This window comes from Pseudomonas fontis, from assembly GCF_028656955.1.
GTDB classification, from domain to species: domain Bacteria; phylum Pseudomonadota; class Gammaproteobacteria; order Pseudomonadales; family Pseudomonadaceae; genus Aquipseudomonas; species Aquipseudomonas fontis.
Genome location: NZ_JAMDGY010000086.1, coordinates 37035 through 58507, shown reverse-complemented (window position 1 = coordinate 58507; position 21473 = coordinate 37035). Strand labels below are relative to the sequence as shown.

Below are 21473 nucleotides of genomic sequence, written 5' to 3'. Positions count from 1 at the left end.
TCATCGCCGGCAAGGCCGGCTCCCACAGGATCGGCGTCCAGTCAGCCTCTGCCGTTAGCGTGACAAGGAGTCTTAGATGAAATCCCGCACCACCCTGTTCCTGGCCCTGATGGCCTGCTTCCCGCTGTCAGCCCACGCCCACAACATGAACCACAACGCCACCGAGCCGGACAACAGCTTCACCCCCGCCCCGGCCTCTGCCACGCTGCCCGAGGTGATGAAAGCCTGCGTCAGCGACCAGGACATTGAAAAAGCCGAGCTGCTCTCGGGCCTGGGTGGCACCCGTTACGCGCTGGTGGCCATGAACCAGCCCGAGCAGGTCCAGGCGTTCTATAGCCAGGGCATGGCCCTGCAATATGGCTTCAATTTCTCCGAAGCGATTCGCGCCTTCCACCAGGCCAGCCAGCTCGACAACGGATCGGCCATGCCCTATTGGGGGATCGCCCTGTCGGCCAACTCCAACATCAACAGTGATGCCACCCGAGGCTGCAACATCCTCGCCTACAAGGCCGCCGGCATGGCCCTGGAGAACGCCAACAAACGCCTGGCCGACCCCACCGCCCGCGAACGCTTCGGCGAGCGCCAACTGCAACGGGAAGTGGACTACGCCAAGGCATTCCTCACCCAATACCAGGAAAGCGCCGGCAAGGTCAGCCTGTCCAAGGAGGGCAACGAACGCTACGCCAAGGCCATGAAGACCTTGGCCGACAGCTATTTCGACGACCTCGACGCCTCCACGCTCTACGCCGATGCGTTGCTCAACATCAGCCCGTGGAAATGGTGGGAAGGCAGCGAGGCGATCTCCGACGAGGTCAAGCCGACGACGGCCGCCTATGAAGCCTTGCAGGTGCTCAACCGCGTGCTCGGCCAGGACCAACTGCACAGTGGCGCCAACCACTTCTACATCCATGCCATCGAGGAGTCGCCGTTCCCCGACAGCGGCCTGCCCATGGCCGACCGCTTCCGCACGCTGAACCCGGCAGTCGGGCACCTGATCCACATGGCCTCGCACATTTACCAGCGCACCGGCAACAATGCCCTGGCCAGCGCGACGAACTATTCGGCGGTATCGGTGGACCGCGCCTACGCCCATCAAGCCCAGCCGCAAAGCCCGTACGCGCTGCACTACCTGGGCCACAACATGCATTTTCTGACCTGGACCCTGTCCATTGAAGGGCGGCGCAACGAGGCCATGAACATGGCCGAGGAACTGGTGGAAAACACCACGCGCTACTCGGCAATGGCGTTCCTCTGCCAGCAGTACCCGCAGGAAATCAAGACCAAGTCCGACTACTTCTATGCCGTGCCCTATTACTACGCGGTGCGCTTCCAGGATTGGGATGCGCTGGCCAGGATCACGCCGAAGATCGACGCGGGCCTGGCGCAGATCAACGAGGTGTGCGCCAAGGCCAACAGCGACTGGAAGCCGCTGAGCAAACCCTACACGCGGATCATGGCGGCCTACGCCGAGGCCTATCAGCAACTGGCAGCCGGCGGGCTCAGCAACGCGGCGGCCCTCGACGCCTTGAAGGGGTTCTGGCTGAAGGTCGACAGTGTGCTGGGCGAAGGTGAACTGGCCTACGGCAACAACCCGGCTGAGCAATTGCTGCGCATCGCCAACCTGATCCTGTTCAACAAGGCCCAGCAAGCAACGGGGGAGAAACTGCCGCTGGCCGATGTGCAGCGCAGCAGCGCCGATGTGCTGGCCGGTGACAAGAGCAAGCTGCTGGCCGCCGACCTCAAGGCCCTCGACGGGGACAACCCGACGCAGGTGCTGGCGGCCTGGCACAAGGGTGTCGAGGTGCAGGACAGCCTGAACTACAACGAACCGCCGGACTGGTACTACACGCTGCGCGAGTCGCTGGGTTATGCGTACCTGGCGCAAGGCAAGGCGATGGAAGCCGAAAAGGTCTTCAGCCAGGACCTGAGCGAAAACCGCTTGAGCGGGCGCTCGTTGAATGGCTTGAAGCTGAGCCTGCAACAGCAGCCGGGCAAGGTGGTGCCGGCGCGGGTGGAGCAGGAGTTGCAGACGGCGTGGCGCAATGCGACGGTGAGCCCGCAGCCTTGAGTTGAGGCTGCTGGCCTCATCGCCGGCAAGGCCGGCTCCCACAGATCTCGGGTATTTGCCCTGAATCTTTGTGGGAGCCGGCCTTGCCGGCGATGAGGCCCCGAAGCGCACTACACCTTGCGCGCCTGCAAGGTATAGCTCAACGGCATCCGCCAACGATCCTTGCTCAGTTGCCATTCACCGCCTGCGCCCAGGGTCATCTGCCCGGGCAACGCCTCCCACGGCAAGCTGTCGTGCTCGACCAGCGCGGTAATCTGCATACCCTGCCCAAGCAAGGCGGTAATGATCTCGCCCAGCCCGTGGTTCCACTCGTGGGTTTCCGTTTCGCGCAGGGCCTGCTGCGTTTGCACGTAGGTCTGGTCGTTGACCCACACCGTCGGCTCGGCCCGTTCGAAATACGGGTACTCCACCACCAATTGGTCCTGGTGATCCTCATTGATCGCCAGCAGCATCGGGTGCCCCTCACGCAGGAACAGACGCCCGCCCGGCTTCAGCAAACCGGCCACGTTCTGCGCCCAACGCTCGATGCTCGGCAGCCAGCACAGCGCGCCAATCCCGGTGTAGACAAAGTCGAACGATGCCGCTGGCAACACGCGGGTTGCGTCGTAGACATCGGCTTCGACATAGCCGATCGATGCCCCGCAACGCCGGGCCAGGTCCCGCGCCTGGGCCAGCGAGGCGGACGAAAAATCCAGCCCGCTCATCTCGGCACCCAGGCGCGCCAGCGACAGGGTGTCCGTGCCGATATGACATTGCAGGTGAACCCCGCGCAACCCGGCAATATCGCCCAGACGCGGTAAATCGAAACGCACGACCTCGGACAGATAGCCGGGGTCGCGCACGAAGGCCGCGGTGTCGTAGCCGCTGGACGCGGCGTGCAACGGCGCGCGTTCGTCCCAGCTGGCTTTGTTCAGGGTGAAGGAATCGGCCATGTGCAGCTCCTGCGGGCAGTGAAGTCCTTGAGCCGAGCAAGATAGCGCCAAGCTGAGGGCTGATTCAACTGGTATGGCAAGGCGTTGCCTTGCATCGCCGGCAAAGCCGGCTCCCACAGAAACCGCTCAGTTGGACTGGATCACCGTGGGAGCCGGCCTTGCCGGCGATGGGCTCACCCCAGAACCACAGCCTGCAACCGCTGCCACAACCGCTGCACATGCTCACGCTCGGTCGGCAAGGCACCGATGGAAATACGCACCATCCACTGGCCCTGCAAGGTCGCCGGCGTGACATAAGCCAGCCCCGAAGCATTCAGCCGGTCCGCCCAGGCCCGCGTGTGCTGGTCCAACGCCTCACCTTCCAGCCCGGCCGGCTGATGGCGAATGCACAGGGTCTGCAACTGCACCGGCGCCAGCAACGCCCAGTCCCCTGCCCCCTCGATCTGCTGCGCCAGCCACTGGGCATTCTCCAGGTCACGACGCAAACGCTGCTGCAAACCCTCCACCCCCTCACTGCGCAACATGAACCACAGTTTCAGCGCGCGGAACCGCCGGCCCAACGGAATACCCCAGTCGCGCAGGTTCTTCACCTCGCTGTCCACCGCCGACTGCAAGTAGCTCGGGTTGGTGCTCATGACCCGGATCAGGTGCTGCGGGTCACGCACGAAATACAACGAGCAGTCGAACGCCACCCCCAGCCATTTGTGCGCATTGACCACGATGGAGTCCGCCTGCTCGATGCCGTCCCACATCCAGCGGCACTCGGGGAGGATCATCGCCGAACCGGCCATGGCCGAGTCCACATGCAGCCACAGGCCATGGGCACGGGCGATCACGCCAATCGGCTGCAAGGGGTCGACGGCGGTGGTCGCCGTGGTACCGGTGGTCGCCACGATGGCGCACGGTTGCAGGCCGGCGGCCAGGTCCTGCTCGATCGCCCGGGCCAGCGCCTCGGGGCGCATGGCGAAGGCCTCGTCGGTCTCGATGTAGCGAATGTTGTGTTTGCCAAAACCTGCCAGCAGCGCCGCCTTGTCCACCGAGCTGTGGGCCTGGGCGCTGGTGTAGATCATTAAAGGCTTGCTCTGCGCCTGCAGGCCGCCGCGTACCAGGGCGTAGTCGCTGGCGCGCTCTCGGGCGCAGATCAAGGCCACCAGGGTACTGGTGGACGCGGTGTCCTGGATCACTCCGCTCCAGGCGCCGGACAGGCCGATCATCTGCCGCAGCCAGTCGACGCTGGTCTCTTCCAGCTCGCTCAAGGCCGGGCTCGATTGCCACGACAAGCCCAGCACGCCCAACCCGGTGCTGAGAAAGTCACCGAGCACCGAGGACAACGTGCCATTGGAGGGGAAATAGCCGAAGAAGTCCGGGTGCTGCCAATGGGACAAGCCGGGCATGAGCAGTTGGTCGACATCGTCGAGGATGCGCTCGAACGGTTCGCCCTGGGTCGGCGCCGTGGCCGGCAGCGCGGCCTTGAGGTAGCCCGGCTCGACCTGGGCCATGACCGGCCGCTCGGCAATGTTCGAGCGGTAGTCGGCAATGCGGTCGATCAGCAGGTGGCCTTGTTTGCGAAATTCTTCCGGGTTCACGCGGCAGCTCCTTGGCATGCGAGGTAGTGCCGCTGAGTCTAGGTGCTGCTGGCGCGCTGAAGAACGCCGCCCGGCGCATAGCTGCTATGGCGAATCCGCATACCTGCCCTGCACCCCGAACTGCGACTGCTGCCACAACTCGAACACCAGCCCGCGCAACCAGCGATGCTCGGCCGAAGCCTGCAGGCGCTGGTGCCAGACCACCCAGTAGCGCTGCGTGTGCTCGACAAACGCCAGCGGCCGCCAGGTCAACGGGTGCAGGCGACTGAGCTGGCGGGCGATGTGTTCGGGCACTGTGGCCAGCGCCTGGCTACCGCCGAGCACCTGCACGGCGGCAGAGAAGAACGGCACCTGCAAAATGATCCGCCGGGCCAGGCCCTGGGCACGCAAATGCTGGTCGACGAAGCTGTCCTTGTCGCCACCTGCCGAGATGCGCACATGGCCCCAGGCGCAGTAATCGTCCTGGCTGACCTGCGGTTGTTCGGCCAACGGGTGGTCGCGGTGCATCAGGCACACGGCCCGGTCTTCGCCGAGCATGCGCCCATGCAGGCCGGGCGGTGCGCTGTCGAACAGGGTGGTGGCGAGGTCGATCTCGCCGCTGGCCAGGCGCTCGAACTGGTCGGGTTGCCAGGCGTGATAGTCGATGCTGACGCCGGGGGCCTGCTGCGCGAGGCGCTGCATGAGCAGTGGCAGCATGTGTTCGGCGATGTAGTCCGAGGCGGCCAGGCTGAAGCGCCGTTCACAGCGGGCGGGGCTGAAGGTTTCGGGTTGGCGCAGGGTGTCGAGTTGGGCGAGCACCTGGCGCAGTGGCGCGACCAACGCTTCGGCGCGTTCACTGAGCACATAGCCCCGGCCCTGGCGAACCAGTAGCGGGTCGTCGAAGGCGTTGCGCATATGCGCCAGTTGCCGGCTGAGCACCGATTGGCTGCTGCCCAGGCGCTCGGCGGCGTGGCTGAGGTTCTTGAGCTGCAACAGGGTGTCCAGGGCATGCAGATGGGCGACGCTCAGCGAGGCAAAGACGGGGTTCACGGGGCGCTCCTGCGTGGGGGGCTTGGCAGACTAAGGGCTTTGTCCAAGCATTAAAAGCACGGGTATCAGTTGCCATCTGCATTGACCCCATCGCTGGCAAGGCCAGCTCCCACAGTGTCAGCAGTGTCAGCAGTGTCAGCAGTGTCAGCAGTGTCAGCAGAGCATGCAATACCTGTGGGAGCCGGCCTTGCCGGCGATGAGGCCTGAATGACTAGCAAGCGCTCCTGAAGCTAGAATGCCCCCTTCGCCGCACAAGAGCGCCCCATGGACATCGACCTCGCCCGCACCTTCCTGGAAATCCATCGCAGTGGCAGCCTGGTCGCCGCCGCCCAGCGCCTGCATGTCACCCAGACCGCAATCAGTGCCCGGGTACAAAAGCTCGAACAACACCTGGGTTGCCAGCTCTTCGTGCGCAGCCGCAACGGCGCCAGCCTGACCGCCGACGGCGAGGCCTTCGTGGTCTATGCCAACCAGCTGGTGCAAACCTGGGAAGCCGCCCGCCGCGACCTGCCGCTCCCCGACGGACGTCACCCGGTACTGCGCATCGGCGGCGAAACCAGCCTGTGCAACCCGCTGGTGATCGACTGGATCAGTGCGCTGCACCAGCAAGTGCCCGGCCACGCCATTCGCAGCGAAGTCGGCGACAGCGACACCCTGCTGCGAAAACTTGAGCAGGACCAGCTCGACGCCGTGGTGGTCTACCAGCCCAGCTACGCACCCGGCTTGCAGGTCGAGCAATTGCTGGAAGAAAAACTCGTGCGCGTGCGCAGCGTCCACCAGGCAGAGCCCTACGTGTACATCGACTGGGGCGAGGCCTTCCGCCGCCAGCATGACGCCGCCCTGCCCGATCTGGCCCACCCGAGCCTGAGCGTCAACCTCGGCCCGATGGCCCTGCAATTCATTCTCGAACACGGCGGCAGCGGCTACTTCCGCACCCGCGTGGTGCAGAGCTATCTGGATCGCGGCGTACTTGAACGCGTACCGCAGGCGCCCGAATTCACCTACCCAACCTACCTGGTCTACACCCGCGACCGTGACTCCGTCGCGCTGCAACAGGCCCGCAGCCTGCTACGCCACGTCGCGACGGGGGACAGCGACTGGTCGCAACGCTGGGACCCGCTCATCTGAGGGCAGCTCTTCGCGCTGCACCAGATGGCGATGCAACGCGGCAATCAGGTCGGTCTGGGTAATCACCCCGACCAGTTGCCCGTCTTCCAGTACCGGCAGGCAGTGCAAGCCCTGGTCACACAGCAAGGTCACCAACTCGCTGGCCGGCTGAACGCTCTGCACGCTGATCACCCGTGGGCTCATGACCTGCGCCAGGCGCACATCACGGCGGCGGCCGAACAATGCCCGCCAACTGAAACGACGCTGCGCCATGGCCGGGCCCACCAGATCACTCAGGCTGGCGATGCCCACCAGCTGACGCTGCGCATCGAGCACCGGAAGGGTTTTCAGGCGATGCCCGGCGAGCAGTTTCCAGGCTTGTTCCTGGGTCATGTCCGGGGCGGCACTTTGCACATCGCGGGACATCACTTGCGCGGCGGTAATACCGCCGAGGCTGCGTTGCAGTGCATGTCGCTCGGTGGCGCGGATGATCCGCTCGAGGTCATCACGGGTGATGTCGACAAAGCCGCCAACTTCTTCCAGCGCCTGGTCCAGGTCATTGGCACGCAGGCCCAATCGCTCGGCGGCTGGGCGGTCCTGGGTCTGGTGCAGGTCTTTGCGCGGTGCGACGATTTTCGGGTAGCGCACACCGGTCAGGCGGTTGTAGAGCACGGCGACCAGCAGCAGGCACAACGCATTGAGCAGCACCGGCTCGACCACCTCGATACCCAGCCGGCTCAATGACGGGTCGGCCAGTGCCAGGCTGACCGCCAGCGCCGCGCCCGGCGGATGCAGGCAACGCAGCAGGCACATCAGCAGGATCACCAACACCAGCGCCGAGGCCGCCACCAGCAGGCCGGGGCCGATCCAGTGGTGCAGGCCCAGGCCCACCAGCATGGCGCAGGCATAGCTGCCCAGCAGTGGCCAGGGTTGCGACAGCGCCCCCGAGTGCACGCCAAACAGCAACACCGCCGAGGCCGCCAGCGGCGCCATCAGGTGCAGGGTTACCGCACTGCCGAATAGCGCATTGCATACGCCACCCGCCAGCAGCAAGCCGAGCAAGGCACCGAAGCCGGCGCGCAACCATTCTTTGGGCGGGATATGCAGAGCAGCGGGGATGAAGCGATCAAGCCAATGATTCAGACCACGGGTAGACATGCGACGACCAGGCACCTGTGTGAAGAAAGGAAGCCCGCCCAACAACAGACGGACTTTGTATCGCGAGGGGGCAATACACAAACGGTTCCGTCCATGGAGATGGAAACCGGAAAGTTCAGATGCGCGCCAGTCTGGCGAAATTGTCGAAAGCGCTCCAACGGAAAAAAATGCAGGTTCACTGCATTTTTTTTGCAGTGTCGGTCGGGCCTAGATCACCTTCACCGCGCGACCAATGAATTGGATCGGCCCGGTCGGTTTGCCGGTCGGCGAGCCGCTGCGCCCTTCCAGGGTCAGCTCGAACAGCTGGTCGGACTCAAGCGGTGGCAGGCGATCAAGTGGCACTTTCAACGTCTGCCCCGGCTTGACCAGGCCGAGCGAGACCGGCCCCTGCCAGTCGGCGCCCTTGGTCCAGAACTGCAGGGCCTTGTCTTCGGGTACCTCGGCGACACCCAGCGGGATCAACTGGATGGTCTGCTGGTCACTGGCCTGGATTACCCAGCCTGGGGACTTGTCCTGCGGTGCCACCAGCACCACCAGGTAACTCGGTGCCGGCGCATCACGCCCCAGCAGCAACGTGCCCAGTACCAGGGTCGCCGCCAACCCGGCGGCAGCGAGGCCGCGCCACAGGCCCAGCCAATCCCACCACGGCGTGCTCGGCACGCTGGCGGGCCGTGTGTGCAGCTCGTCCACGCTGTGCTCGATCCGTGGCCACAAGGCTGCGGAGGGTGCGTGCGGGCTGGTCAGTTCGGTGAGCGGTTGCAGGCGTTCTTCCCAGGCATCGACGGCTTCGCGCAGCGCGGCATCATGCGGCAACCGATGCTCGACCTCGGTGCGCAGGCCTGCCGCCAGGGTCCCCAGCACATACTCGGCCGCGAGGGCATCGAGTTCGTCCTGCGCGTCGTTGTCCGGGCCGTCGTTCATCCCATGCACTCCCGCAAGGCAGCCAGGCTGCGTTTGACCCAGGCCTTCACCGTGCCCAGCGGTGCGCCGAGCTTGTGGGCGATCTCGGCGTGGGAAAAGCCGTCGACATAGGCGTGCACGATACAGGCACGCCGCGCCGGCGGCAGTTGGTCGAGGCACAGGTGGATGCGCGCGGCATGCAGCGTGACATCGATGCCTTCACCCAGGGCGACGCCCGCTTCCTCGACGCCGAGCAGTTCCTCGACGCCAGCCCCCTGGATTTCCCGATGACGGTTGCGCAGGTGGTTCAGCGCCAGGTGCCGGGCAACGCTGTAGACCCAGCCACGGGCACTGCCACGGGCGGGGTCGAAGCTGCTGGCGCCGGTCCAGATGCGCAGGAAGGCATCGTGCAACAGGTCTTCGGCCAATGCCGGTTCACGCACCAGGCGCAGCAACACCCCGAGCAGGCGCGCCGCCTCCTGCTGATAAAGGCTCTGCAACGCCGGCCGCTCGCCACGGGCACACGCGGCCAGGGTGGCTTCGTAGTCGAAGGTGCGCTCTAGTTGCGTCACGGATGCCCGCCATCAGCCAGTCGTCGTACCCCCGCAGTCAGGCGGGGGGCTGCGATATGCAGCGTAGACGACTTTGCCAGCGCCAGCCCGGCTACTTGGCCGCCCAGAAGATGTAGTCGGCCTGGTATTTCACTACCTCCTTGGTGCCCTTGTTCGACGCGGTGCAGGCAGTGGCCGGGGCCACGCCGCCCTTGAGCGCGACACGCTGGATGTAGGTGACGCCGGTCATCGCGCCCTTGCCTTCCACCGGGTTGGCCTTGACCAGTTGATACGGCAGGTTGCCGGGGCTGGACGGGGCGACGGCCAACTGGGTGCCGGTGACCTTGGAGCCATCGGCGGCCTGCCAGGTGGCGGGTGGGCCGAAGTAGCTGCCGACAGCCTTGCCACTGCGGTCATTGAGCACGGCCTTGGGGCCGACGAACACCCATTCGGTCTGCCCGGCCATGTCGGCCTTGTCGCGGCACTCATAGGTGATTTCACCTACCCCGACGGTTTCCAGGGCGACCTTGTGGCCGTCGGGCACCTTGATGCTGTCTGGCAGGTTCGAGGTGGCATGGGCGGTTGGCAGGGCCAGCAGCAGGCAGGTACCGGCCAGGGTGAGGACGTGTTTGGCGTTCATCGGCATCTCTCCAGAAAAGGGTGAACAGCGCAGCGGCACGCAAGGCCACTACCTGTACTACCCGCCAGGTGGCGAACTGGATGCAGGCCGATGAAAAAAATCTGCTAGGTTACGAAACCCGGCCTCAGGCCTCAGCCCGTATGAGCACGTCCATGTCCGCAGACCAGCGCTTCACCCTTGCTGCCGAGCAATTGGGGTATTCCTTTGATGGCGAGATCAAGATCGGCGGCAACTACGTGCCGCTGCTGCGCCATGACGACGAGGTTTACATCAGCGGGCAGATTCCGCGGGTGGGCGATACGGTGGTGGTAACCGGGCGAGTGGGTGACACGGTGGACCTGGCGCAGGCCCAACTGGCCGCGAAGATCGGCGCCATGCGCGCCCTGGCGTTGCTGCAGCGCAGCCTGGGTTCGCTGGACAAGGTGCGGCGCATCCTGCGTATCAGCGTGTTTGTGCAGTGCAGCGCGGAGTTCACCCAGCACAGTGAAGTGGCCGATGGCGCATCGGACCTGCTCTATCAGGTGCTGGGTGAGGTCGGCGCCCACACGCGAACGTCGGTGGGCGCCTATCAACTGCCGAAGAATGCCAGCGTGGAACTGGACCTGGTGGCAGCCGTATATCCCGAGGCGTAAGGGTTACAGGCCCAGTTCTTCCGGGGTTGGCATGTCGTTTTCGAAGGCCAGCCAGCCGCCTTCCAGTTCTGCGTGGCCATTGACGATCGGACCGTAGTAGCTCAGGCCGTTGTCGAGGGTGACACAGATGTGCGTCGGGCCGTCCGGGGCGGCCAGGGTGCCGATGAAGTGGACCTTCTTCAGGTCTTCGGTAACCGCTTCCAGACCGATGCGGATTGCCGTGTTTTCGACCGCCTCGACATCATCATCCATATCGTTGCTGATGGTCACGGTGGCGGTGTAGTTGTACATGCAAAGGCTCCAGAAAACACAGGAAGACGGCGCCGGGCGGCGCGCAGGGCGCCTAGGGTAAGCCAGAAGCGCAAAAAACGCCCGTGCCTGACGACGAATGCAGGGTTTCGCGTTTCGCTCACTGATCCAGTGTGCCTGTGCTGGCCTCATCGCTGGCAAGGCCAGCTCCCACAGAAATGATGTACTTCCCAACACTGTGGGAGCCGGCCTTGCCGGCGATGAGGCCAGCATGTCAGGCAACTGATCGCCCACCCAAGCCCTTTCAACCATGCAAATTGCATGGGGATTAAGCCCTGCTCATGCAGCCTGCATGAAGCGCTTACAAACCCTCTGCGCAACCCATTGATTTCCCTAATCTAAACATTTCGTAGCATTTGGCACGCGCGCTGCTCTGTTGAGGTAGAACCCTCCCAACCTGCAACGCAACGGAGCACCCACAATGATGACAAGTGCCGATGCCTATGCCGTTTCCGCCCTGGAGCCGTCGAATCAGTCCGGGGTGTCCTGGGCTGCCATCTTCGCGGGCGCCACCGCTGCCGCCGCCCTCTCGCTGATCCTTATCGTGCTCGGCTTCGGCCTGGGCTTCTCTGCCGTTTCACCCTGGCCGGGCGATGGCGCCAGCGCTCGGCAGATCGGCGTATCAACCATCGCCTGGCTGGCCTTCACGCAGATTTTCGCAGCGGGCCTGGGCGGCTACATCGCTGGGCGCCTGCGGGTGAAATGGGCGCACCTGCATGGCGATGAAGTGTACTTTCGCGACACCGCCCACGGCTTTCTCGCCTGGGCCTTCGCCACCCTGGTCACGGCCGTGCTGGTGCTGGGCTCGGTCAGCGGCATTGTCGGCGCCGGCGTACATGCCGGTGCCGCAGCCACTAGCGCGGCAGTCACCAGCCAACCCGCCGCCCGCGACGATTCGGCGTATTTCATCGACATGCTGTTTCGTGATGATCGCCCCGTCGCCGTGACCGATGACGCCGCCCATGGCATTGCCGCGCGGATCTTCGTGCGTGGGTTGGGCGACAACCAGCTGAGCGCCGAAGACCGCAGCTACCTTGCCAACGTGATCGCCCAGCGCACCCAGATCAGCCAGGCAGAAGCAGAGCGCCGGGTCGATGCGGTGTTCGCCGAAGCCCGCCAGGCCATCGACGAAGCCAAGCAACTGGCTGATGCCGCCCGCAAAGCGGCCGCCGCCTCTGCCTTGTGGATGTTCGTCGCGCTGCTGTGCGGCGCATTCTTTGCCAGCCTGTTCGCCATCTGGGGCGGCCGTCGTCGGGACACTGCGCTGGTACTGAACGTCGACACCGTCCACACCGCTGTACTTCCAGCACATCCCGTGCAATGACAGGAGAACCACCATGCGCTCGATTCTGCTCTATCTGATCGGTGTGCCGATCCCGATCATCATCCTGCTTGCGCTGTTCTGGCATTGAGTGGGCCGGCCAGGCCTGCCGACCCGTTCGGCAGGCCTGGCTTCAGTTCGACAACACCGCGACCCGCACCTGATTCCTGCCGGCGCCCTTGGCCAGATAGAGCGCTTCATCCGCCGTCGACAGCAGGCGGGAGAGTTCATGGCCCGAGCGCTGGGTAACGGCAATGCCGATACTCACGCTCAAGAACCCCGGTTCCAGCAGCGTCAACCCGGCAAAACCATGGCGGATGCGCTCCGCGACCGCCACCGCATTGACTTCGTCGGTGTCCAGCAGCAAGGCGGCAAACTCTTCGCCGCTTGCAGTCGGCCAACATCTGCTCGCCATTGAGCATGAACGCCCGGCGATTGCCGATGCCGGTCAAGGCGTCGCTGTAGGCTGCCGCCTTCAGGCGCAGCTCGGCGCGTTCCTTGACCATGGCCAGGGTCACGTAGCTGATGCCGATCACGTAGAGCATCGACTCGATCAGCATGAACGAAAAGAACGGTATGCCCGACCCCTTCCCTGCCAATGCCTGGTCCAGCTCCAATGCCTGATCGCTGAAGATGCGCACACAATAGAACAAGGTGTGCAGCGCCGTCAGCAGCATGGCCGGCAGGTAGGACACCTCCAGGCTGTGGCGGCTGCGCCAGAACTCACTGAAGGTCAGCGCTCCATAGCCGGCAGCCATGAACGAATAGACCGAGACCCGCAGCGCCAGCGTCTCGCGAAACGCCGGGATCAGGCACAGCAGCAGCCAGACGACCGGCCCGGCGACGGTCTCGCGGCTCCAGGCGTGCAGGATCAGCAGCCCCAGCAGGCAGAACACGAAGATGGAGACCACCAGCAAGGTCGGAATATGCAAAGCCATGGATCAGTACACCGCTCCTACCGGATAGACAAAAGCGTTCACGTCATAAAACGGCGTGCGCTGATAGAACCACTGCAAGCGCGCACTCGGGCTGGCGGCGAAATCCTTGTCATCTTTGAGTTTCTGTTCGAACGCGGCCTTCAATGCCGGGCTCTCGGCCAGCATCTTGCGCGCCATGGGCTCCATCACGTACTCCTCAGGCTCTTCGGCGGCGACCAGGGTCGCGTTGAAGAAGCCCCACGACCAGAACGAGTCCGGGCTTTGCGGGTACAGCAGGTTCACCGCCAGTACGCCCAACGGCTGGTCGACATCAATGACCACCGAACCCACCGGGAAGGTCTGTAAACGCTGGAACGGCTTGGCGACGCCACTGACCAGCAAGTGCCCTTCGTAACCCGGGATCTTGTTCGGCTGGCTGCGATCAGGCTCAAAGCCTCCCGCCACATTGACCTCGTCCATGCGATACAGCGTGACGGCAATGGCCGTCGGCGTGTCGAGGGTCTTCATCTGGATACCATGGGCCTTGAGCCGGGCGATCACCTCGCGCCATTGCCCGGGCACGATGTACTGCTTGGGCCGCTGGGTAACCAGGTCTGGCTCGGTGTTGCCGGTGACCGGCACGCTCAGTTGCTTGGGCGTGTTGCTCCAGACAATGGTCTTCGCCCCGGTGATCGGGGATTGCTCAAAACGGTAGTCGCCGACAGTGAACGGCGTGGTTTCGTCCTTGCCCGGCTTCCAGGTCAGCACCACCTGCTGCTGGCTGCGCAGGCGTTCGCGGTCCTGGCGGATGGCCTCGCGCAAGGAAGCCGCCTGCTCGCCAATCACCTGGAACATCGCCTTGAGCATCACATAGTTGCCCAGCACCTGGGTTTCGTACGGGTGCAGGGCATGCTGCTCGATGAGGATCGACGGCACGTTGCGGATGTCACCGTATTGATTGGAGAAGCGTGCCAGGTCGCTGCGGTAGGGATAGTAGCCCTGGGTCGGGTCCTGGTTGTCGTTGAAGCTGATGCACTCGTGCACCACATGACCATCATCCTGCAGGGCCTTGTACACTGGCGCGCGCATGACGGTGTCCAGCCAGGCGCTGCTGGCCGGCGACCAACCGTTGCCGTTGTGGCAATAGGAGCTGTCGTAGGGGTACATCGCCCCGTCGGTGGAGTGGGTGTCGGCGAAGAACGCCAGGTCGTAGGTGTTGAAGACCCAGGCGACGTTGCGGATCTCCGCGCTGTCGAGCTTGGTGAAGTCCCGGTTGAGGTTGTAGTTCAGGCCATTGACCCGCCAGCCGGTGTCCAGCGGGCCGTTCTGGTTGATCCGGCCATAAGGGCTCTTGCGCAGGTCGCCGTCGATGTTGACGGTGGGAATGAACAGGAGGTTGACCTTGTCCAGCAGGCCGGCCAGCGGTTTGTCGCCGGTAGTCATGTCCCGCAGCAACATGAACATCGCGTCCTTGCCGTTGGCCTCGCCTGGGTGGATTTCGGCCTCGATGAACAGCGTCGGCTTGCCGGAGGCTTTCAGGCCCGCGGGCGACTTGTCGGCTTCGGTGGACACCACCGCCAGCAGCATCGGGTGACCTTCTGCGCTTGTTTCCGGCAGGTCGCTGAGCTTGATGGTGCCGCCGGAGGCTGCAGCCAGCTTGTCCATATAGGCACGCGTCTGCGTGTAGTTGCTGGTCTGCTGGAATTTGCTCGACTCGGCGAGGGTGATCAGCGGGTTGTCCGGCTTGGCGAGGTAGCGCGTGCTGGTCAGCGTCTGTTCGAACATCGCCGGCAGGATGCGCTGCTTGGCTGCCGCCGGGTAACCGCTGTCATCGATATACGCCGGTGCGGCGGGCAATGCCGCCAGGGCCGGCAGGCAGCTGCCCAACAGCATCATGCCGAGCAGGGGCTTCAAGCGCAGGTGCTTCATGATGGATCCTTATCATGAGTAATCGGGGGACAGCTTAGAGCAAGATGGCGTAAATCCTACACCAGCAATCGCTCAATGCGCCGCCCGCCGACCCAGGGTATGCACCGGCGGGGCTCGACTGGTATCGTGGCGACCGCAAAAAATCTGCGGTACATGACAAGGGGAATGATGTTGAGCCTGCAAGAAAACCTGACTTCGGACCTGTTCGAGGTCGACAAGCGTCTCTCGCTCAAGCCCGTGGTGGAGTTCAACAGCTACCTGGCCAACGCCTTCGGCGAAGGTGCCTGTTCGTGCAGCCGCTGCCAGCAAGGTGCTGGTGACGAGAGCGGGTATGCCTACGCGCATACGTTCAACTTCAACGGCCTGACCGTGAACCGCCGCTTCGCCACCACGGCGGGCAGCGATGTGCTGATGGCGTTGAAGAAGGCCTGGTTGTCGTATACCAAGGCTGAACTGGGGACGGCCGGCGTGCTGGACCTGGCGACGATCAAGTCGTTCGTCGAGACCCAGCTGCATGTGCGCCTTGTGCCGCTGTTCCTGGCCAGTGGGCTGGTCAAGGAAATTGACGGTGAGTGGGTGCTGCAGCCGCAAGCGGCCTGAGGTTCGCGCTGACCCTATTCGCCGGCAAGGCCGGCTCCCACAGGGGTATGCAGCACTGAGCACCTCTGTGGGAGCCGGCCTTGCCGGCGATAGCACCCGTCAGGCCTGTACTGGCAGCGCCGAGGCCGGCAACCCGAAGACCCGGTCAAACAGCCAGTTGTAGGCAAAGGTGTAGCACGGGATCAGCACGATGAATGCCAGGTCCACCAGGAACGCTTCCCACAGCGAAATCCCCAGCCACCAGGCGATCAGCGGGATCAGGTAGACCACCAGGGTCAGCTGGAAGCCAATCGCATGCACCACCCGCCGCGCCACGCTGCGCCCCCGGGTGAGCTGGCGGCTCTCCCACCACTCGAACAGCGTGTTGTAGATGAAGTTCCAGGCCATGGCGATGGTGGTGATCAGCACCGCCAGCGGCCCGGTGTTGCTCGGCGCAGTGCCCGACAGCAGCGCCAGGCCAAGCGTCGACAGGCACAGGCCGATCATTTCGTAGGCCGAGACATAGACCAGTTTGCGTTTTACCCCTTGCACCCTTTACCTCGTATTCAAAGCCATTGGCCACCCGGTCGGGGCAGCAGAGGGGCGCAGGATGAGTCAATGTTCTTGACAGAAAAAGTCAGCAACTATCAGATTGACTGATATCAACCTGCCTCTTGGCCGCGCATGAACTTCTCCAGCGACAACATCGAACTGTTCCTTGCCGTGCTCGACCGCGGCTCGTTTTCCGCCGCTGCCCGCGCCCTGGGCCGCGTGCCTTCGGCCGTGAGCATGGCGATTGCCAACCTCGAAGCCGAGCTGGGCTTCGCCTTGTTCGAACGCACCCACCGCGAAACCCGCCCCACTGCCCTCGCCCAGGCGCTGGAACCGCATGCCCGGTTGATCGCCGAGCAACTGGCGCAGTTGCAGGTGCATGCCATCGAGCTGTCGCAAGGGCTGGAGAGCAAGCTGGCCATTGCCGTGGTCCCGGACATCGACCATCAACCCCTGCTGCGCGCGATCAAAACCCTCAGCGAGCGCCACCCGCTGCTGGATGTCGAAGTGTTCACCGCTCCGCAGGAGGATGCCCTGCAGCTGTTGCACGAAGGCCGGGTCGGCCTGTGCCTGGCCTTCGCCGGGCTGAGCGTCGACCCACGCCAGCGCTTCCAGCACATCGGTACGGAGTCCCTGACCGCCACGGTTTCCCCCCATCACCCGGCGTTGAGCGAGCGCGGCCAGGTGCGCTACCTGGAAGACCTGATCAACGTGCGCCAGATCATCGTCGCCAGTCGCGACCTGCCCATGGCCGACACCCGCCCGCTGATCGGCACCTCGCATTGGCGCACCGACAGCCTCGGCATGGCCATCGAGATGGTCGAGGCAGGCCTGGGCTGGGGCGACTTCCCGTTGTCGCGCATTGCCCCGCTGCTGGCCGCCGGCAGGCTGGTGCGACTGGCCTTTCGCAACACCAAGAACGAGCTGCAACTGCCCGTGCATGCCTGCTGGCGCAAAAGCCAGCCGCTGCAACGCGCAGCCCAGGAACTGGTCGGTTTGCTGGTGCGTTGAGACGGTTTGAAACACCTGTGACAAAAAGCCCGTAAATTTTTCAGGCCTTCTGCCGATAACCTTCGGGTTAGATGCCTGGTTCAGCGCGACAGCAGTGCCCACAAGGTCCTGAAACGCTCGGCCACACTTCCTTTTTCTGGCACAAGGTCTCGAAACATGAACCTGAAATTCCGCCACAAGATCCTGCTCAGCGCCTGCGGCGTGGTGGTCTTGGCCTTCGCATTGTTCACCCTGTACAACGATTACCTGCAACGCAACACCATTCACCAGAACATTGAGTCCTCCGTGCAGCAAGCCGGTGACCTGACCGCCAGTAGCGTGCAGAACTGGATGAGCGGCCGTGTGCTGGTGCTCGAGAACCTCTCGCAGAACGTCGCCCACCAAGGCGCCAACGCCGACTTCCCGGGGTTGGTCGACCAGCCGTCGTTCACCGACAACTTCCAGTTCACCTACGTCGGCCAGGCCAATGGTGTGTTCACCCAGCGCCCCGACGCGAAGATGCCTGACGGCTACGACCCGCGCCAACGCCCGTGGTACACCGCCGCCGTTGCCGCCAACAAGACCATGCTGACCCCGCCGTACATGGCCGCCGTCGGCGGCCTGGTGGTGACCATCGCCATGCCGGTCAAGGCCAAGGGCTCGGGCGAGCTGCTCGGCGTGGTCGGTGGTGACCTGAGCCTGGCGACCCTGGTCGACATCATCAACGCCGTGGACTTCGGCGGCATCGGCCATGCCTTCCTGGTGGACGGCAACGGCCAGGTGATCGTCAGCCCGGACAAAGACCAGGTGATGAAGAACCTCAAGGACATCTACCCCGGCAGCAACCTGCGCATCCAGTCGGGCAACCAGGACGTGGTGTTGAACGGCCAGGAGCGCATCCTCTCCTTCACCCCGGTCGCCGGCCTGCCCTCGGCCAACTGGTACATCGGTCTGTCGATCGACAAGGACAAGGCCTACGCCCCGCTCAGCCAGTTCCGTACCTCCGCGATCATTGCCATGCTGATTGCCGTGGCGGTCATTGCCGGCCTGCTCGGCCTGCTGATCCCGCTGCTGATGCGTCCGCTGACCACCATGGGCCGCGCCATGCAGGACATCGCCCAGGGTGAAGGCGACCTGACTCGCCGCCTGGTGGTAGAGAACAAGGACGAGTTCGGTGAACTGGCGACCTCGTTCAACCAGTTCGTCGAGCGGATTCACGCGTCGATCTCGGAAGTGTCCTCGGCTACCCGCCAGGTACACGACCTGTCGGAGCGGGTGATGGCGGCGTCGAACGCCTCGATCATCGGCTCGGAAGAGCAAAGCATGCGCACCAACAGCGTTGCCGCCGCGATCAACGAACTGGGCGCTGCTACCCAGGAAATCGCGCGCAACGCCGCCGATGCCTCGCAACACGCCAGCGGCGCCAGCGACCAGGCCAACGACGGTCGTCAGGTGGTGCAGGAAACCATCTCGGCGATGACTGCGCTGTCGCAGAAGATCAGCGAGTCGTGCCAGCAGATCGAAACCCTGAACACCAGCACCGACGACATCGGGCAGATCCTTGACGTGATCAAGGGCATCTCCCAGCAGACCAACCTGCTGGCGCTCAACGCGGCCATCGAAGCGGCCCGTGCCGGTGAAGCCGGCCGTGGTTTCGCGGTAGTCGCCGATGAAGTGCGCAACCTCGCCCACCGTACCCAGGAGTCGGCCGAGGAGATCCACAAGATGATCACCACGCTCCAGGTGGGCTCGCGTGAAGCGGTGCACAACATGAACGCCAGCCAGGTCTCCAGCGAGGAAAGCGTGGTGGTGGCCAACCAGGCGGGCGAACGCCTGACCAGCGTCACCCAGCGCATCGGCGAGATCGATGGCATGAACCAGTCGGTGGCAGCCGCTACCGAGGAGCAGACTGCCGTGGTCGAGAGCCTGAACCTGGACATCACCCAGATCAACGTGCTCAACCAGCAAGGCGTGGTCAACCTCAATGACACGCTGAAGCATTGTGATGACCTGGCGCGTCAGGCCGGGCGCCTGAAACAGCTGGTCGACAGCTTCAAGATCTAACCCCCGCCCCTTGTGCAACCGACTCTCCCGACGAGTCGGTTGCAATACTTCAACGTACCTCCTACAGCTTCCGTAGTTATAACCTAATAACGAACTAGTCTATTTGGCTATAAAAAAACCTTTATGCTGCGTTCATCCGATCACGGGCACGTTGGGCGTTTAGGTTATTTATGGATGTAGGATCTTTCGGCTTCACGATTGCAGGCTTGGTTGTAGGCTTCATCGTCGGCGTGACCGGCGTTGGCGGTGGCTCGCTGATGACCCCCATCCTGCTGTGGTTCGGCATCAACCCGGCAACCGCCGTGGGCACCGACCTTCTCTATGCTGCAATCACCAAGGCCAGTGGTGTCTGGGTGCATGGCAAGCAAAAGAACATCGACTGGAAGATCACCGGCTGGCTGACCCTGGGCAGCGTCCCGGCTGCGGCAATGACCCTGTGGTTCCTGTCCACCCTGCACACCGACACCCAGGCGCTGAACGCGATCATCAAGCAAGGCCTGGCGGTGGTGCTGATCCTTACCGCGCTGGCGATCCTGTTCAAGGCCAAGCTGCAAGCCTTTGCCAGCAAGCACGCCAGTGACCGCTATAGCCTGAACGCACGCAGCCTGAACTCGCTCACCGTGGTCACCGGGGTGGTACTTGGCGTAATGGTTTCGCTGACCTCCATTGGTGCTGGCGCGCTGGGCACCGTGGCGCTGTTCCTGCTGTACCCGCACCTGGTCACCCGCCGCCTGGTCGGCACCGAGATCGCCCACGCCGTGCCGCTGACCCTGGTGGCGGGCCTGGGCCATGCCGGCATGGGCAACATGGACTGGTCGCTGCTGGGCTACCTGCTGCTCGGCTCGCTGCCGGGCATCTACTTCGGCAGCCACCTGACCGGGCGCATCTCCGACAACGTCCTGCGCCCGTGCCTGGCGGCGATGCTGTTGATGATCGGCTACAAGCTGGCGTTCTGATTCCCCCCCCGGCGCAGGGGTAAAACCCGCGCGCGTGACGCGTCGCACCTGGCCAGGACGACGCTGCGACGCATTGCGCGATGATCAACGTGAATACAGTCAGAGTGCATTTTCCAGTGACTCCATCGGGAACGCGCACGCCGCCTGGAGGCCACGATGAATTACCCGGGTCGGGCTGGCCATCTTCAGCCTGGCGGCGATCTACAGCTTGGCCACGGGGCTGATCGTGATCTGACCGGGTACCCGGTGCTCAGAGCACCGGGTTCACGAACGGGCCACCGCTGAACTGCACGAACAGTTTGCGCAGCTCTTCGTTTTCCGGGTTGATGATCAAGGCCTGACGCAGGAACTCCAGGCCTTCAACCGTGTTGTCCATTTGGCAGCTGAGGGCAAACGCCAGGTACAGGTTGTGCGCGTTGAAGAAGTCGAACGACAGCGCAGCCTTCACCAGGTGCAGCGCACCGGTGAGGTCCTGTGCCTGCAAGCGTGCGTTGAAGGCGTCGTTGAACTGGCTGACATCCGTATAGGTCAGGCCCGACAGCCCTTCCTGCTTTCTCAACACCACCGTGTGGCCATTGCCGACTTTGGAGTCGGTTTCCTCGACGCTTTCGATCAGCCAGTGGCCAATGCCGACGGAGTTCACCAGGTTGATCGCGCGCAGCATGCTCTGCAACGAGAACACCAGGTGATGACCACGCCAGAGGTGTTCACTGATCTTGCTCATGTCGATGCGTTGCTCATACGCCTCGATCATCTGCTCAAGGGTGGTCAGCGCACGGATCCGGTCCGTGGGTTCGGCGTTGCGGTTGGGGAAAATGCAGAAGAACACCCCGCCATCCTTGACCACCCGCGAGGCCTCGACATAGGCGGCAAACAGGTTCGGCACATGCTCGATGACGTGCGAGCTGATCAGGTAGTCGAAGGTGTCGGCGGCGAATGGGATTTCCAGAAAGTCGCCCAGCGCATCGACCTTGGCCGGCGCCACGTGGTAGCTGCCCTGTTCGGCCTTGTAGTGCTGGTAGTCTTCCAGGTCCTTCGGGTGCAGGAATGACTCGCCATCACAGGGCGCCAGGTTGAGGCAATCTGGCAAATAGAAGGCGTTATGCGCGGCAGCGCCAAGCTCCAGGCCGAAACCCTGACAATACTTGCTGGCCAGTGCCATTCCATTAACGTTCATAACGACTCTTGTCCCTTCGAAAAATAGATGCCAGGCCGAGCAGGCAGCCGACACGATCACTATCGGCTAGCGCAGG

20 protein-coding genes and 1 pseudogene are annotated in these 21473 nt (G+C 63.7%); 9 read left to right on the top strand and 12 right to left on the bottom strand.

Features of this window, described 5'->3' with window-relative positions:
• Positions 1-76 precede the first annotated feature (76 nt).
• Positions 77-2068, top strand: a complete 1992-nt coding sequence (locus tag M5G11_RS22850; RefSeq protein ID WP_273925378.1) for a hypothetical protein — start codon at positions 77-79, stop codon at positions 2066-2068.
• A 110-nt stretch (positions 2069-2178) separates the two neighbouring features.
• Here M5G11_RS22850 and M5G11_RS22845 read toward each other — a convergent pair whose 3' ends face one another.
• From M5G11_RS22845 to M5G11_RS22835, 3 genes are all read right to left on the bottom strand, one after another.
• A complete protein-coding gene (locus M5G11_RS22845; RefSeq protein ID WP_273910384.1) occupies positions 2179-3000 on the bottom strand; it encodes a class I SAM-dependent methyltransferase in 822 nt (273 codons plus the stop codon).
• Positions 3001-3173: 173 nt separating this feature from the next.
• The gene (locus M5G11_RS22840; RefSeq protein ID WP_273910382.1) at positions 3174-4586 is read right to left on the bottom strand and encodes a DOPA decarboxylase; all 1413 of its coding nucleotides are present in this window, start codon (positions 4584-4586) and stop codon (positions 3174-3176) included.
• An 84-nt stretch (positions 4587-4670) separates the two neighbouring features.
• Positions 4671-5615: a LysR family transcriptional regulator gene (locus tag M5G11_RS22835; RefSeq protein WP_273910381.1), complete on the bottom strand. Its 945-nt coding sequence runs from the start codon at positions 5613-5615 to the stop codon at positions 4671-4673.
• Between the two features lie 264 nt (positions 5616-5879).
• Here M5G11_RS22835 and M5G11_RS22830 point away from each other — a divergent pair, with 264 nt between their 5' ends.
• Positions 5880-6743: a LysR family transcriptional regulator gene (locus tag M5G11_RS22830; protein ID WP_273910379.1), complete on the top strand. Its 864-nt coding sequence runs from the start codon at positions 5880-5882 to the stop codon at positions 6741-6743.
• On the opposite strand, the gene M5G11_RS22825 is transcribed toward M5G11_RS22830, so the two are convergent.
• The 4 genes from M5G11_RS22825 to M5G11_RS22810 form a co-directional block, all read right to left on the bottom strand.
• Positions 6684-7880, bottom strand: a complete 1197-nt coding sequence (locus tag M5G11_RS22825) for an HPP family protein (RefSeq protein WP_273910378.1) — start codon at positions 7878-7880, stop codon at positions 6684-6686. The genes M5G11_RS22830 and M5G11_RS22825 overlap by 60 nt on opposite strands.
• A 207-nt stretch (positions 7881-8087) precedes the next feature.
• Positions 8088-8801 (bottom strand): anti-sigma factor, encoded by a 714-nt coding sequence (locus M5G11_RS22820; protein WP_273910377.1) that lies wholly within the window; start codon positions 8799-8801, stop codon positions 8088-8090.
• Complete coding sequence (locus tag M5G11_RS22815; RefSeq protein ID WP_273910376.1) at positions 8798-9352, bottom strand: sigma-70 family RNA polymerase sigma factor; 555 nt, start codon at positions 9350-9352, stop codon at positions 8798-8800. Before M5G11_RS22815 ends, M5G11_RS22820 begins: the two co-directional genes overlap by 4 nt.
• A 91-nt stretch (positions 9353-9443) precedes the next feature.
• On the bottom strand, positions 9444-9971 hold the full coding sequence (locus M5G11_RS22810; protein ID WP_273910375.1) for a DUF3455 domain-containing protein: 528 nt from the start codon (positions 9969-9971) through the stop codon (positions 9444-9446).
• A gap of 152 nt (positions 9972-10123) precedes the next feature.
• On the opposite strand from M5G11_RS22810, the gene M5G11_RS22805 reads away from it, so the two are divergent.
• A complete protein-coding gene (locus M5G11_RS22805; protein ID WP_273910374.1) occupies positions 10124-10603 on the top strand; it encodes a RidA family protein in 480 nt (159 codons plus the stop codon).
• 3 nt (positions 10604-10606) lie between these two features.
• Here the strand turns inward: M5G11_RS22805 and M5G11_RS22800 are convergent, their stop codons facing one another.
• On the bottom strand, positions 10607-10894 hold the full coding sequence (locus tag M5G11_RS22800; RefSeq protein WP_273910373.1) for a hypothetical protein: 288 nt from the start codon (positions 10892-10894) through the stop codon (positions 10607-10609).
• Between the two features lie 439 nt (positions 10895-11333).
• Between M5G11_RS22800 and M5G11_RS22795 the strand changes: the two genes are divergently transcribed.
• Entirely contained in the window at positions 11334-12236 is a 903-nt protein-coding gene (locus M5G11_RS22795) for a hypothetical protein (protein WP_273910372.1), read from the top strand.
• Positions 12237-12366: 130 nt separating this feature from the next.
• On the opposite strand, the gene M5G11_RS27445 is transcribed toward M5G11_RS22795, so the two are convergent.
• Both M5G11_RS27445 and M5G11_RS22785 read right to left on the bottom strand, forming a co-directional pair.
• A complete protein-coding gene (locus M5G11_RS27445) occupies positions 12367-12648 on the bottom strand; it encodes a GGDEF domain-containing protein (protein WP_337994602.1) in 282 nt (93 codons plus the stop codon).
• Between the two features lie 526 nt (positions 12649-13174).
• Positions 13175-15079, bottom strand: coding sequence for a M14 family metallopeptidase (locus M5G11_RS22785; protein ID WP_273910371.1), 1905 nt, complete (start codon positions 15077-15079; stop codon positions 13175-13177).
• 165 nt (positions 15080-15244) lie between these two features.
• On the opposite strand from M5G11_RS22785, the gene M5G11_RS22780 reads away from it, so the two are divergent.
• Entirely contained in the window at positions 15245-15679 is a 435-nt protein-coding gene (locus M5G11_RS22780; RefSeq protein WP_420793803.1) for a hypothetical protein, read from the top strand.
• A gap of 99 nt (positions 15680-15778) precedes the next feature.
• On the opposite strand, the gene M5G11_RS22775 is transcribed toward M5G11_RS22780, so the two are convergent.
• The gene (locus tag M5G11_RS22775) at positions 15779-16210 is read right to left on the bottom strand and encodes a PACE efflux transporter (protein ID WP_273910368.1); all 432 of its coding nucleotides are present in this window, start codon (positions 16208-16210) and stop codon (positions 15779-15781) included.
• 132 nt (positions 16211-16342) lie between these two features.
• Here M5G11_RS22775 and M5G11_RS22770 point away from each other — a divergent pair, with 132 nt between their 5' ends.
• The 4 genes and pseudogenes from M5G11_RS22770 to M5G11_RS22760 all read left to right on the top strand — a co-directional run bounded on the left by M5G11_RS22770 (position 16343) and on the right by M5G11_RS22760 (position 20220).
• Positions 16343-17221: a LysR family transcriptional regulator gene (locus M5G11_RS22770; RefSeq protein WP_273910366.1), complete on the top strand. Its 879-nt coding sequence runs from the start codon at positions 16343-16345 to the stop codon at positions 17219-17221.
• A gap of 156 nt (positions 17222-17377) precedes the next feature.
• Positions 17378-18361 (top strand): annotated as a pseudogene (locus M5G11_RS27690) (cache domain-containing protein); the annotation flags it as partial.
• 117 nt (positions 18362-18478) lie between these two features.
• Positions 18479-19264 (top strand): methyl-accepting chemotaxis protein, encoded by a 786-nt coding sequence (locus tag M5G11_RS27685; RefSeq protein ID WP_420793804.1) that lies wholly within the window; start codon positions 18479-18481, stop codon positions 19262-19264.
• Between the two features lie 170 nt (positions 19265-19434).
• A complete protein-coding gene (locus M5G11_RS22760; RefSeq protein ID WP_273910364.1) occupies positions 19435-20220 on the top strand; it encodes a sulfite exporter TauE/SafE family protein in 786 nt (261 codons plus the stop codon).
• 250 nt (positions 20221-20470) lie between these two features.
• On the opposite strand, the gene M5G11_RS22755 is transcribed toward M5G11_RS22760, so the two are convergent.
• On the bottom strand, positions 20471-21397 hold the full coding sequence (locus M5G11_RS22755; protein WP_273910362.1) for a methyltransferase domain-containing protein: 927 nt from the start codon (positions 21395-21397) through the stop codon (positions 20471-20473).
• Between the last annotated feature and the right edge of the window lie 76 nt (positions 21398-21473).